The sequence below is a fragment of the Undibacterium sp. MH2W genome (genome assembly GCF_049340215.1).
Lineage (GTDB): Bacteria > Pseudomonadota > Gammaproteobacteria > Burkholderiales > Burkholderiaceae_D > Undibacterium.
In genome coordinates, this window is record NZ_JBMPPA010000001.1 from 136,422 (window position 1) to 150,494 (window position 14,073).

The window sequence follows — 14,073 nt, forward strand, 5'->3', positions numbered from 1 at the left end:
ACGCGTGTGTTGCTAGCTGCAGAGAGCATGGCAAGCTCGGTGGCTTGGTAAAACAAGACCGTCCATACTCAAATAAACCTTCAAATATTGCGTTTAACTGTGAATGTTCATAGCTGGAATCAAATCGTGATGATGCAACGATGCATGCTTTTACCTGCCCTCAATCACCACCAACTACCCCTAATATTTTAAGATGGAGACGACCATCGGTAATACACAAACCTCATTCCTCACATAAATCATGTAGCCATTTCTCTTTGCAATTCATTCCCCATGACCTAGCTTTTATGCAATTTCTATTGGGTATTGAAAATTTATTATTGAGCCTTGTACCTTAACCCCCTTGTAAAAGAGCCCCTCGATACGAGGAATGTCACGAAGTTGATTTCTTTGCAAAAGCTTATTTATGGCTTTTATTGCAACTTATTGTCTTAACGCACCGATGCTTAGACATCGAAAAACCCCGCCAAAAATGCTAGAATACGGGAATGGTGAAGCAAATAAAATCCCCTCAAACAGACTTAAGCGACAACAAGTCCGCGTCGTCGATGGCGCTATCAGACACAGATGAATCTGCGACTGCGGAGCAGCCGTTGGTTGCCGAGCTTAATCTGACAAATCATTTTCTCATCGCAATGCCTGGTATTCAGGATCCGGTATTTGGTGGCTCGGTGATCTATGTGTGTGAACATAGCAAGCGGGGCGCGATGGGCATGGTGATTAATCGTCCGACGGATATGACCGTGTCGGGGTTGTTCGATCGCATTGATCTGAAACTGGAACATATTTCTGATTCTCACCCGATAGGTAAAGAACCTGTCTTGTTCGGTGGTCCAGTGCAGGATGATCGTGGATTTGTCTTGCATTCTCCCGCAGGAAAATACACCTCCTCACTCAAAGTGACTGACGAAATTGCTTTTACGACATCGCGTGACGTGTTGGAGGCGATTGCGGCAGGTGACGGACCCGAGCGTGTACTCATGGCGGTGGGTTATGCCGGGTGGGGTGCAGGTCAGTTGGAAAAGGAAATTCTCAATAATAGCTGGTTGACGGTGCGAGCTGATCCGCAGATCGTGTTTGCCTTGCCGCTGGAAGAGCGATTTCATGCCGCGATCAAACTGCTAGGTATTGATCCATTGATGTTGGCGCCAGTCGCGGGGCATGCCTGATGGGGGTGAGTCCGGCATCCACTCCTGCCGATGGCACGGTGCTGGCATTTGATTTTGGTTTGAAGCGTATTGGCGTTGCCGTTGGTAACACCTTTCTTAAACAAGCCGAACCTTTACGAATTATTCATGCAGCGACCAACGATGGCAAATTTGCCGAGGTCGCGGCACTGATCAAGAATTGGCAACCGGTGTTGTGTGTCGTGGGATTACCCATGCATCCTGATGGGGAGGCGCACGAGATGACACAGCGTTGCAAGCGTTTTGCCAACCAATTGCAGGGGCGATTTAATGTTCCGACGGTATTGGTTGATGAGCGTTATTCCTCAGCAGTACTCAATGGACAACGCGGTGAGTTTATCGATGATGATGCCGCCGCCCTTATTCTGCAACAATATTTCGACGAGAATCCATGACGACACTTGCCACAACCCTGAATGCAGAAACACTGTATCAACAGTTATTGAGTCAGATCAGAACGCACCTTATTGCTGATCCGCATCCTTTGTCTATCGTTGGTATTCATTCGGGAGGCGTGTGGATCGCAGAGCGTTTGGTCAACGATCTGGGCAGTGCTGTCGCTGCAGGTCAAATCGACGTCTCTTTTTATCGTGACGACTATGCAGCGAAAGGCTTGCATGCAAAAGTGAAACCATCGCAGATTCCGTTTGATGTCGATGGTGCGCATATTTTGCTGGTCGATGACGTCCTTTACACTGGCCGCACGATCCGTGCCGCGATGAATGAATTATTTGACTATGGCCGACCGGCGCGCATTTTGTTAGCTGCACTGGTTGATCGGGGTGGTCGTGAGTTACCGATTGCTGCCGATTTCGTTGCCCATGTCGCCCCATTTGAACCCGCTGTCTCTGTGAATCTGCAACGCGCAGAGGATGGCACACTGAGCTTCTCTATTGATCATGCATAATCCTCAACTGAATAAACACGGCGAACTCCAGCATCTGCTGACGATAGAGGGCTTGCCAAAATCGATTATCAATCACATCCTCGATACGGCATCGTCGTTTGTCAGTGTCAGCGATCGTGAAGTGAAAAAAGTCCCGCTGATGCGGGGGAAAAGTGTTTTCAATTTGTTTTTTGAAAATTCTACGCGTACCCGTACCACCTTTGAGATTGCTTCTAAGCGTTTATCCGCTGATGTGATCAATCTGAATATTGCTGCGTCGAGTACGAGTAAAGGCGAGTCCTTGCTTGATACGATCGACAATTTGGCGGCGATGCATGCCGACATGTTTGTCGTGCGTCACGCAACGTCTGGCGCGCCGTTTTTGATTGCTAAACATCTCAACGACACACGCCAGCATCATGTCCATGTGGTGAATGCAGGAGACGGACGCCATGCACATCCGACGCAAGGTTTGCTCGACATGTACACCATCCGTCATTACAAAAAAGATTTCACCAAGCTCACGGTAGCGATCGTTGGCGACGTGTTGCATAGCCGGGTGGCACGTTCTGACATTCACGCATTAACCACCCTCGGTGTCCCTGAGGTGCGCGTGATTGGCCCGCGTACATTGTTGCCGGGCGGATTGGAACAAATGGGCGTGCGTGTTTTTAGTGACATGAACGAAGGTCTCAAGGGTGTGGATGTCATCATTATGCTGCGCTTACAAAACGAGCGAATGAGTGGTGCTTTATTGCCTTCAGCACAGGAATATTTTAAAAGCTACGGCCTGACGCCAGAGCGCCTCGCACTCGCCCATCCTGACGCTATTGTGATGCACCCGGGGCCGATGAATCGTGGCGTTGAGATCGACTCCGCCGTGGCCGATGGTCCGCAAGCCGTGATTTTACCGCAGGTCACATTTGGGATTGCCGTCCGGATGGCGGTGATGAGTATCGTGGCTGGCAACAGTGGTGGCGACGCTTAAGCGAATAACTACACGTGCCGTTCAGGCTCAACGAGAAGGACAACGATGATGACTGTAATGGCGACGGAAGAGGAATGAAGAACATGAAAATACAAATACAACATGGTCGTGTGATTGACCCCGCCAGCGGCAACGATGCCGTTCAAGACGTATTTATTGCGGATGGAAAAATTCTGAGCTTCGGCACAGCGCCTGATGGTTTTGTTGCAGACCAAACCATTGATGCACGCGGTCTCGTGGTTGCGCCCGGTTTGGTCGACCTGAGTGCGCGGTTGCGTGAACCTGGTTTTGAATACAAAGCGACGTTGGAATCAGAACTGCAGGCAGCGATGCGTGGTGGTGTAACCAGTTTAGTGTGCCCACCTGACACAGATCCTGTGCTGGATGAATCTGGATTGGTTGAAATGCTCAAGCAACGTGCGCGGATGCAGAACAAAGCACACGTCTATCCGCTCGGTGCGTTGACGGTGGGACTGAAAGGGGAGTCATTGACTGAAATGTCTGCGCTCACCGATGCGGGTTGTATTGGATTTTCTCAGGCAGAAGAGACGATTGCCGATACCAATACCTTGCAACGTGCATTGCAATACGCAGCGACGTTTGGTTACACCGTCTGGTTACGTCCGCAAGATGCCTATATCGGTAAAGGCGGTGTCGCACACAGCGGTCCGTTGGCCTCGCGCTTGGGCTTGTCGGGTGTTCCTGTGATGGCAGAGACGATTGCATTACATACCTTGTTTGAGCTCATGCGTGCGACGGGTGCCAAGGTGCATTTGTGCCGTATTTCCTCGGCTGCTGGTTTAGCGTTGGTGCGCGAAGCTAAAAAAGAAGGATTGCCACTTAGTTGTGACGTTGGTGCCCACCACGTACATCTCACCGATGCGGATATCGGTTTCTTTGATTCGAATGCCCGCATGACGCCGCCATTACGTAGTCAGCGCGATCGTGATGCCATCAAAGCCGCGTTGGTTGATGGCACGATTGATGCCATTTGCTCCGACCACACCCCCGTGGATGATGATGAAAAACTCTTACCCTTTGCTGAAGCATCGGCAGGTGCAACGGGCTTAGAGTTATTGCTGTCTCTCGCATTAAAATGGGTGGAAGACAGTCGCGGTGACGTGACACTCACACAGGCACTGGCCGCTATTACATCGCGTGCAGCGCAGGTTGCTGGCATTAACGCGGGTACGTTGGCGGTGGGACAGGTTGCCGATCTTTGTGTGTTTGATCCAGTTGAACGCTGGAAGGTCGAGGCAAAAGCGCTTGTCAGTCAGGGTAAACATACTTTGTTTTTAGGGTATGAATTGCCGGGCGTTGTTAAAGCGACGATCGTTGAAGGCCGTGTCGCATTTAGTACATTGTCTTAATGTGTGAGACAGATGGCAGTAAAATGTCATCTCAGGCCGTTATTTGCGGCGGATCAAGGTAAGTGACTGTTAGTCCAGACGATCGCTGAAGGCAGGATAGCATGTCGTTTTGGCTGTAATGGCAGGTTATCAGATCAATTCATCGAAGTGGGAGCAAGGGCAGGTGCAGCACGGGTGATACTGCTGCATTGGCGCCTCACTCCCCTTTTTTACGATAAAAATTAACTAAATTATTGATACTTTTTAGAGTATCTGGCGAGATCAGCATGCTTTTTTGGTCATTCTTCCGCGTCTTTCTTCATTTGCTGTCTGGCTTATCCATCTGCATTTTTATTTTTCCGTTTATCGATGCAACGAAGCAGGAAAACCACGTTCGCCAATGGTCAAAGAAGCTTCTGGGTATTTGTCGAATCGACGTACGATTTATTGATGCCAGCGGCGGTCAAGTTGCAGACCGTGCGATGATTGTGTCCAACCATGTGTCGTGGCTGGATATTTTTGTCATTAACACGCTGCATCCATGTCATTTCGTCGCGAAAGCAGATATTCGTCAGTGGCCACTGATCGGTTTTTTGTGTGAAAAAGCGGGCACAATTTTTCTGGCGCGTGGCAAACAGCGCGAAGTGCGCAGAATCTACGAAGGCTTAGTGCATCAGATTGCGGACGGTAAGCGCATTGCTTTTTTCCCAGAAGGTACGACCGCCGCGCAGGGAAATTTATTGGCGTTCCATGCAAACTTATTTGAGGCAGCGATTGAAGCCAAAGTGCCCGTTCAACCATTCGTCCTGCGGTATGTGGATGATCAAGGCAAATTTCATCCTGCTGCCGATTTTATCGGTGACATGACGTTTGCTGAGAGTATGGCGGTCATTCTCAAAGCGCCGCGTATGAGCGCCGAGTTAGTCAGGTTACCAGCCATCGCCACAGAGGGAGCTCACCGACGCCATGTTGCCCAGCATGCCAGAGAGGCGGTTGCCGAGGCACTCGGCATCACTGATCAAGCAGCCTGAGGCATTATCAGCAGACCACCCTGCATCTTAGGCGGCTTCAGGTTGTTCGATGACATCCGCTGAGGTCAGTAGGGCTTGTACTGCTCGTTCAAATAACGGTTCCGCCTCTAGAAACCGGACACGGCCATGAGCAATCATGCGCCTAAACATGCGGACGCTAACCAGTGATGGTTTCGAATGTCCTTCCAAACTCAATACCAGATTCCGTAATTGTGGATCTACCCAGCTTAGTTTACCGGTGCTTGGTTTGAACCCTAAATGAAGTTCAAGACTGACACCAGTACGCAGCCGCTCTTTAATCATTTCAGGCGTCACCTCATTGGCCGCCACGTCTGTATTGACGGTGCTCGCTGCTGTTGACGTTAATTCGTTATCGCAAAGCTGGTCCAACATCTCGACCTGAATATCGAGTTCTCGAATCGCCTTGTCGAGACGCTCCTGAATTTCAGGATGCTTTGTCTCATTGAACATCACCTCGATGCCCACATCCGCAGGATAAATAAACGGGTGGAAATGGTGGTGAATCGAGGGCAAGGAGAGCGTGCGTGATGGGATATCGGATTTTGCAGTGCGTAATGCCGCAGTATGGGCATCCACCAGCCAGTCCAGTAAGCGTTTCTGATACGCTTGGTCGCATTGAAGCAAGCCGAGCGCTTCACGAATGGTGCTCAGAATGATCGGCAAGAGGGCAAAAAGTTGCGTACGATCTTCATCCGCTGCTTTAGGGACGATACTCCACAAGAGATCGGGTACCAGCAGACGATAACGGGTTCCACGTTTGGTATCCGTGCGTTCGACGAGCTCGATCGCCGATACCCATGTGTTTTCAAGGAACTCTCGCAAGAACGGATTGATGGTCAGTTTTTGGATTATTTCTTGCAGCTGAGCGGCGATGTGGACGATGCGCAGGGTACGGTTCTGTACTTCCTCGACCGCTTCGATCGTATCGGCTGTTTGCTTATCGTTACTCCGTAATTCGCGGGCAATAAAGGCGTCAAACTCATCCAGCATGCGACTAAAGAGTTGCGAGTTTTCGCTTTCATCTTCGAGCAAGGTTTCGACGATACGGCAGATTTCTTGCGTGATATGCACGCCACTCGGATCAATTTGTTTCAGCCCCAGCGAAATGGTACCAACACGGTTAATCAACAGGCGGGCTGGATGCCCTTTTTGCGTGAGTAGGCTTTGGTCGCGTAAGGCGATTTTAAGCACCAAAAATTGCAGACGTCCGAGTTGCGCCCGAATCTCTGCAGGGACTTGGTTATCACTCAGAATAAACTCAAATAACATCGCAACGACGTCAATCGTCATTTGCTCATCGACGTCGTCTGTCATGTCATTGAGTTGTTCGCGCTGCTCCAGAATCAAATTACGGATTCTGCCAAGCGGATCGAACATATGCTCTGTCGAGGCGGTGTGGCTTCGTTGTAATTGATGTACCGACTGGACAATGCCAGAGTGCGATTGACGCGGCACTTCTTGGTATTCACCGTTTCCTGCACCATGTACGTAAGGCGCTTGGGAACTCGCTTCCATCCCCGATACCGGCACCTCTGAGCCTATCATGGCATCTGTAATGACCTCCGCACCTGACAACATCTCTGTCTCAGTTGTCGAAGCGAGCGCATCGATAGGAGCGGCGTCAGTTGTTCCTTGTATCGGCGATCCTCTATGTTGGTCTTCGGTAGTCCGACCGCTAAATACTTGTCTCAGTACTTTGCCAATCGACTGATGTTGCCCTAGCCATGAGAACTGTTGGCGACGCATGTTTGTCTGTGATACGCCACCGCCTTGGTCTGCCGAAAAGCCGGAATCGCTTCCTTCGAACTTCGCTGCACTAGGTTGCGAGAGCGGAGAAAACGCCGTCTCTCCAGAGACGTTTTGCATGCGTGTAGCCGCAGGACGACCGCGACCATTGCCCAATCCACTGGCGAGATGGCGAACGGCTCTGACCAACTGTTCAATTCGGTTGGGTGGTTGGTCTGTGGAGACTTCCCTATCACTCGTACTATAAAATTTGCCCCCAATATCAACGATATCTGAAGCGGGTGTCGGCTGATCGATTGGCTGAGATCCGCCGTGTGCATAGGGCTGTTGTCCTTGCGCGTTGGATTCGATGGAGTTGTCTTCGTCAGTCACCCCTGTAGAAGCGCTGGAGCCTGATGCGTTCGCTGATTGTGGTGATTTTTTGAATCGGAATTGGAGTTCGGCAGCGATACCATGGGCCGCCATACACTCGTTCACTTTTTCATAAATCGTCAGTACGTGAGCCGAAAAATCTTCTGCAATCTGTGTTTCCAGAATATTGCATAACGCCCGCTCAAGCTGCATCGCATCGAGGGTGTTCGAGATACTTCTTGCCAGGAGGTAGGGCCGAAAGGGATTTTCTCGCTCGCGGATCGTGTCTTGCGCAAACAAAATGGCGATACGGATATTTAAGTCACGAATTTGATCATTGGCTTCAATGCGGAACTTGTCCGTAATCTCATTGAGCAACAACTCATCATCAAAAACATGGGTGTCGACCAATGACAGATTGTTGCTATTGAGGCTGAGTGCGGAGACTGGACGAAACGTGTTGTAGGTCGTTTGAAAGCTACGGGTGAGTAGCGCTTCCATACTGGCCCGCATTTGTTCCAGTAATTCTGATGACTTACGCAGGATATTGCAGGCATGAAGATAATGCGTCTGTTCAACCGACGAGTAGGCGCTTTCTGCTTTTTTAAACAAGGCTTCAACAGAACGTGGAAATGCTTCCTCTAAGGATTCCAAAAAAGCTTTTTGAAATTCTGTGCGAACGATGGGAAGAAGTTCGTTTGGGTCCATGCTTGTACCTAGGGGCCTTGTCATTCGGTTTGAAAAAGTGTTGTCGCTCTCTTGTCTGAGAAGTATATGCGCATTTCTTACGATAAAAACCCGATAGAGCGCGATTTTAACATTTTTGACAACTATGTTGCTACTTTGAAAATATTTTCGTTGGAAAACGATGTGAATCGCGACCACGTCGACCCGGGTGATGACAGAGCATGCCGCCGCCTCTCTTTCATGAGTGCCAGAAATTGTTATCGGTAAAAAAAACCATTGCTGAATAGTACGGAAGACGTATTCTGCAGAGTGAATAACAAATCGGCGGTCACGATGCGAGGAGACAGCTGGAAAAAGAGTAGCGTACAGAAACGCTATCTTGTTGGGAAATTAAATTGCTCTACGTAAATTGCGTGATGCCCAACAGATTTAACCTGGTTTTTGTTGTTGCGGACAATCAATTTGAACGACATGCCGCTCATGCATCGCGACAGCGGTGAGCTTGCCTCCCCAAACGCAGCCCGTATCAAGGCTTATTAGATTTGGCCGCAGTATTAATCCGAGTGTCGACCAATGTCCAAAAACCATCGTGCAGGAGGATGTTGCTCTGGGTAAATCAAACCAAGCGGCGTAGCCTGGCGGTGTCGAACCGACGCCTTCTTTCGTTTCAAAATCCATGCGTCCGTCAGCAGAGCAAAAACGCATTCTTGTCAGTGCGTTGATAATACAACGTAGTCGATCATTACCTTGCAAGTCATCGTGCCACGTATCAGGTGTGTTGCCGTACATGGTGCGCAAAAAGTCCAACCAGTCAGCACCTTTGAGCATGGTTTCTACTTCATGTGCGAGAGACATGGTTTGTTCGGCGGACCACGATGGAAAGACCCCAGCATGCACCAGTAGATGGTCATTTTTAAAGATCGCCATTGGCCGTTGCCGCAGCCAATGCAATAACTCGTCTCTGTCTGGCGCGTCTAAGATCGCCTCTAAGGTATCGTTACGGTGCGGTTGTCGTATGCCATTGGCTACAGCGAGCAGATGGAGATCGTGGTTGCCCAAGACGCTCTCAGCCCGTCCTGTCTGTTGCAATGTGCGGATCAGGCGTAAGGTGTCGAGCGATTTGGGACCGCGATTAACGAGATCTCCGGCAAAGAGATAATAGTTGTTTGACGAAGTTCGTTCGATGACCTCAATGAGTTCGCGTAACTGATCCGCGCAACCTTGAATGTCACCGATAAAATAAGTACTCGACATTGCTCTCTCAGCGTTCTGCGCCGAGGCGCTTTGCTTCCGACCGACTCAGCAAGGCTTGCTGTTTTTGCTCTTCGCGCAAACTTGCCGTCATCATGGTTGGCCAGCCGATTAAGTGTTGTTCGGCGATCTCTGCGAAGCCACGCATCCACGCAGGCGATTCATTGAGGCATGGAATGTAATTGAATTCTTTCCCACCAGCATGCAAAAACTCTTCTCTCACCTCCATGGCGATTTCTTCCAAGGTCTCGAGACAGTCAGCAATAAATCCGGGGCAGATGACGTCGATACGTTTCACGCCGTCTTTTGCCAATTGCTGAACAGTTGGTGCCGTGTAGGGTTGCAGCCATTCCGCACGACCCAAGCGCGATTGGAACGTGACGAGATATTGCTCTTTGCTTAATCCAAGTGATTCTGCCAACAAGCGAGCGGTTTTATAGCATTCGCAGTGGTAGGGATCGCCGCGCATGAGAAATGCTTTTGGTAAACCATGGAAACTCATCACCAGTTTTTCTGGGCGTCCGTAGGTTTGCCAGTGATTTAACACGGATTGCTTTAATGCTTCAATGTAGGCGCCATGATCATGGTAATTTTTTACCATGCGCAGTTCGGGAACATTGCGGACTTCCTGGTAATGAGTAAATACGGCGTCGAAATTAGAGGCCGTCGTTGTGGACGAATACTGCGGATAGGCAGACAAAATCAACAAGCGCTCATATCCTTCTGACTTGAGTTTTTCAAGGACAGAAGGGATAGAAGGAGAGCCGTAACGCATGGCATAGACCACGTTCACATCATGACCTCGCTCTCCCAAATAGCCTTTCAGAAGCAGGGCTTGTTTTTCGGTATGAATTTTTAATGGCGATCCTTCGTTTGTCCAGATCGATGCATATTTCTTGGCAGACTGACTAGAGCGAAATGGCAAGATGATCAGATGAAGAATAAGCCACCAGATGAAGCGAGGCACTTCGACAACGCGTCTGTCCCATAAGAATTGCTTTAAGTAGCGTCGTACTGCTGAGCTCGTAGGTGCATCGGGTGTGCCAAGGTTCACCAAGACAACCGCTGTTTTGGCAATTTTGCCGTGGGAATACTCAGGTTCTTTCAGAAAGCGCATGGTAGATCTTTACAATAAAATTAAGAGGCCAATAATTCTCTGGCATGTTTACGTGTTGTCGCGGTGATTTCAATACCGCCAAGCATACGGGCAATTTCTTCGACGCGTTGTTTATTATCCAGTGGCGTAATCGACGAAATCGTTTTTCCTTCCCTATTGGTTTTGCTGACTTGGAAATGCTGATTTGCCTGGCTGGCGACTTGCGGCAAGTGGGTTACGCACAGCACTTGCCGATCTTGACCGAGGCGTTTCAGCAAGCGTCCAACGACTTCTGCGACACCGCCACCTATGCCACTATCGACTTCATCGAAAATCAATGTGGGTGTCGCAGTTGCACATGACGTTATGACGGAAATGGCGAGAGAAATGCGAGCAAGTTCGCCACCAGATGCCACTTTGGCGAGGGGGCGCGCTTGAACGCCGGCATGTCCTGCAACTAAAAATTCGACTTGTTCGAGACCATAACTTGCTGCCTCGCATGGCACCAACGACACGACAAAACTACCACCGCTCATGCTTAAGTCTTGCATCGCCGTAGTGACTGCTTGGCTTAATTCATGGGCGATTTTTTTACGTGCGGCGCTTAATTTGTCGGCGGCTTTTAGATAACGTTGCCGTGCTTTTTCTTCTTCGGCTTTGAGTGCATCCATGTCCGTTGCATTGGATAACTGAAGCAATTGCGCGGAGAGGGTGGCAAATTCTTCGTGCAGATGTTCCGGTGCAACATGAAAACGTCTTGCTGTCGAGTGAATGACCTCAACACGGTTTTCTACTTCGCGCAGGCGCACTGGATCGAGTTCGGTACGACTGAGATAATCGTTGAGCGCGTACGTCGTTTCTTGCAGATGAATACAAGCGGATTCAAGGGCATCCGTTACTGGCTTGAGTGCGATGTCGTAATCGAGTAACTTCAGTAATTTTTGCTGAACGGCAGACAGTTGCGACAAGACAGGGTGGTCCGATTCGGAGATCAGCGCGGCGGCTTCTTGGGCACCATCGAGCAGGCTTGCTGCATGCGCCAAGCGACTATGTTCTTGGCTGATATTTTCCCATTCACCGGCTTTGATTTGGAGTTTGTCGAGTTCGCCGACTTGCCATTCTAAGCGTTCACGTTCTTGCAATACGCTTTTGGCATTGGTTTCAAATTCTTCGCGTTGCTTGCTGAGATTGCGCCATGCTTTATACAACGCGGCGACATCCACGACTTGGGCCTCCAAGCCGCCTTGCATATCCAGTAATGCACGTTGCGCGTCGGTTTTGAGCAATGATTGGTGCGCGTGCTGGCCATGAATATCAACCAGTAAGTCGCCTAATTCTCTCAGTTGGGTGGCGGTGGCAGTAATGCCGTTAATCCACGCTTTGGAGCGTCCTGCATTGTCGATGGTCCGTCGCAGTATTAATTGCTGGTCGGGATCACTGAAATCATTGGCTTCTAGCCATTGGCTGATGGCATCGCTGAGTGAAAATTCGGCACTAATATCCGCTTTCGATGCCGACTCTCTGACCATACTAGCATCACCACGGCCACCGAGTGCCAGGCTTAAAGCGTCAATCAGAATGGATTTACCAGCGCCAGTTTCGCCAGTGAGTACACTAAAGCCAGAGGAAAATTCTAGCTCTAAAACATCAACAATCACAAAATCACGAATAGCGAGCGTGCGCAGCATAGTAGCGGGAGTCTAGTTAGGTTATCGTCGATTGAAAAAAATCAGAGGCGGGCATGGATGATCCAGATAATCCATACCAGCGCACCGGATGATATTGTAGCAACTGTCGATTAATTCAGTGCGCCCTCGACCGAAGGATATTCATTCCAATGTAACTTTTCCCGCAGTGTATTGTAGTAATTCCAATCTTGCGGATGCAGAAACGTAACGGTATGGGTTGAGCGTTTGACGATGATCTTGTCCTGATGCATCAGGCTCGCAAATGTCTGCATATCAAAATTAACACTGATGTCACGTCCTGCTGCAATTTGAATCACAACTTCACTGCTATCCGGCAGCACAATAGGACGGTTTGATAGCGCGTGGGGGGCGATCGGTACCATGACGATGCCATTCAGGCTGGGGTGAAGCAAGGGGCCGCCAGCGGAGAGGGCATAGGCCGTGGATCCTGTGGGTGTCGAGACGATCAACCCATCAGAACGTTGGTTGTACATAAATAAGCCATCGACTTCGACCCGTAACTCCACCATCCCCGAACCAGCACCACGAGCGACAACGATGTCATTAAACGCCATGCCACTAAAAATCTGATCCCCATCGCGCACGACAATCGCTTGTAATAGGCTGCGGCGTTCAGAGACATACTTTCCTTGCAGCATGTCACTAATGACGGGAATCATCCGGTCTAAGGGAATATCGGTGATAAAGCCAAGGCGGCCTTGGTTGATTCCAATGAGCGGGACGTTGTAAGGTGCGAGCTGACGGGCAATCCCGAGCATTGTACCGTCGCCACCGACAACGATCGCGGCGTCGGCCGTTTTGCCAATATCAGCAACGGACATTGACTCGACACCATCTAACTGAATGTAGTGGGCAGTTTCTGCTTCTAGAACGACGGTATGACCCGCCTTATCTAAAAAGTGTGCCAGCTCGTACATCGAGTGATTAATACCAGCCGCATTGTATTTACCAACGAGCGCAATCGTTTTAGCCTGAACAGTCATAGAAAATGTAGGGTGACGTGATTCGTCAGATTAGACCATAATTACGCAAAAAATGAACTAACTGAGTGCGGGATATGACAATTAAAGCAGTATTGCTGGATTTAGATGACACCTTGTGGCCGGTTGCCCCGGTGATTCAACACGCAGAGGCGACCTTGTATGCGTGGATGAAAGATCACGTGCCCAAGGTGGTGTCGAGTTACGACATCAGCGCGCTCAGATCCAGACGTCAAGCGTTGGTCGTGACGGATCCCCGATTTAGTTATGATTTGTGGGCGTTGCGTCATCGCTTGTTACAAGACGTGTTTGTCGAACAAGGCGAAGATCCAGTGAAAGCGGATGCGGCGATGGCGGTCTTTGCCGCAGCGAGGAATGCGGTGGCACTCTACCCAGACGTCACACCTGCCTTGACAGAATTAGCAAAGAGGGTGAGATTAGGCACGATCTCTAATGGATTTGCTGACTTGCACAGCATCGGATTAGCGCCACATTTTGAGGTATCGATTGCGGCGCATCAGTTCGGCTGCGCCAAACCAGATCCAAGAATTTTTCATGCAGCATGCGAAAAGTTGTCTTTAGCGCCAGACGAAGTGTTGTATGTAGGCGATGATTTGGTGTTAGATGTACAGGGTGCCCAACAGGCAGGATTGCAAGCGGGATGGATGAATCGACGCGGTCTTCATAGTGAGCACCCGCATCACGCGCACATCAAGCCGGATGCAGAATTCAACGATTTACATGATTTGACACAATGGTTGTGATATTCAGTATGTTCAACTTGTTCACCC

12 protein-coding genes are annotated in these 14,073 nt (G+C 49.8%); 7 read left to right on the forward strand and 5 right to left on the reverse strand.

Features of this window, described 5'->3' with window-relative positions; translation table 11 throughout:
- The first annotated feature begins 488 nt into the window (after positions 1-488).
- The 6 genes from ACO0K2_RS00585 to ACO0K2_RS00610 all read left to right on the forward strand — a co-directional run bounded on the left by ACO0K2_RS00585 (position 489) and on the right by ACO0K2_RS00610 (position 5,441).
- Positions 489-1,169 (forward strand): YqgE/AlgH family protein, encoded by a 681-nt coding sequence (locus ACO0K2_RS00585; protein WP_423014669.1) that lies wholly within the window; start codon positions 489-491, stop codon positions 1,167-1,169.
- Positions 1,169-1,582: a Holliday junction resolvase RuvX gene (gene ruvX, locus ACO0K2_RS00590; RefSeq protein ID WP_423014671.1), complete on the forward strand. Its 414-nt coding sequence runs from the start codon at positions 1,169-1,171 to the stop codon at positions 1,580-1,582. The genes ACO0K2_RS00585 and ruvX overlap by 1 nt, the downstream gene beginning before the upstream one ends.
- Positions 1,579-2,094, forward strand: a complete 516-nt coding sequence (gene pyrR, locus ACO0K2_RS00595) for a bifunctional pyr operon transcriptional regulator/uracil phosphoribosyltransferase PyrR (protein WP_423014673.1) — start codon at positions 1,579-1,581, stop codon at positions 2,092-2,094. The genes ruvX and pyrR overlap by 4 nt, the downstream gene beginning before the upstream one ends.
- Positions 2,087-3,061: an aspartate carbamoyltransferase catalytic subunit gene (locus tag ACO0K2_RS00600; protein WP_423014675.1), complete on the forward strand. Its 975-nt coding sequence runs from the start codon at positions 2,087-2,089 to the stop codon at positions 3,059-3,061. The genes pyrR and ACO0K2_RS00600 overlap by 8 nt, the downstream gene beginning before the upstream one ends.
- Before the next feature lie 83 nt (positions 3,062-3,144).
- A complete protein-coding gene (locus ACO0K2_RS00605; RefSeq protein ID WP_423014676.1) occupies positions 3,145-4,431 on the forward strand; it encodes a dihydroorotase in 1,287 nt (428 codons plus the stop codon).
- A 266-nt stretch (positions 4,432-4,697) separates the two neighbouring features.
- The gene (locus tag ACO0K2_RS00610; protein WP_423014678.1) at positions 4,698-5,441 is read left to right on the forward strand and encodes a lysophospholipid acyltransferase family protein; all 744 of its coding nucleotides are present in this window, start codon (positions 4,698-4,700) and stop codon (positions 5,439-5,441) included.
- A gap of 27 nt (positions 5,442-5,468) precedes the next feature.
- Here ACO0K2_RS00610 and ACO0K2_RS00615 read toward each other — a convergent pair whose 3' ends face one another.
- From ACO0K2_RS00615 to ACO0K2_RS00635, 5 genes are all read right to left on the reverse strand, one after another.
- The gene (locus ACO0K2_RS00615) at positions 5,469-8,267 is read right to left on the reverse strand and encodes a DUF1631 family protein (RefSeq protein WP_423014680.1); all 2,799 of its coding nucleotides are present in this window, start codon (positions 8,265-8,267) and stop codon (positions 5,469-5,471) included.
- Between the two features lie 408 nt (positions 8,268-8,675).
- Positions 8,676-9,500, reverse strand: a complete 825-nt coding sequence (locus ACO0K2_RS00620) for a symmetrical bis(5'-nucleosyl)-tetraphosphatase (RefSeq protein WP_423014682.1) — start codon at positions 9,498-9,500, stop codon at positions 8,676-8,678.
- Between the two features lie 7 nt (positions 9,501-9,507).
- Positions 9,508-10,614: a ferrochelatase gene (gene hemH, locus ACO0K2_RS00625; RefSeq protein ID WP_423014684.1), complete on the reverse strand. Its 1,107-nt coding sequence runs from the start codon at positions 10,612-10,614 to the stop codon at positions 9,508-9,510.
- Between the two features lie 20 nt (positions 10,615-10,634).
- Positions 10,635-12,281: a DNA repair protein RecN gene (gene recN, locus ACO0K2_RS00630; protein ID WP_423014686.1), complete on the reverse strand. Its 1,647-nt coding sequence runs from the start codon at positions 12,279-12,281 to the stop codon at positions 10,635-10,637.
- A gap of 110 nt (positions 12,282-12,391) precedes the next feature.
- Positions 12,392-13,285: an NAD kinase gene (locus tag ACO0K2_RS00635; RefSeq protein ID WP_423014687.1), complete on the reverse strand. Its 894-nt coding sequence runs from the start codon at positions 13,283-13,285 to the stop codon at positions 12,392-12,394.
- Between the two features lie 74 nt (positions 13,286-13,359).
- Here ACO0K2_RS00635 and ACO0K2_RS00640 point away from each other — a divergent pair, with 74 nt between their 5' ends.
- Entirely contained in the window at positions 13,360-14,046 is a 687-nt protein-coding gene (locus ACO0K2_RS00640) for an HAD family hydrolase (protein WP_423014688.1), read from the forward strand.
- Positions 14,047-14,073 lie beyond the last annotated feature (27 nt).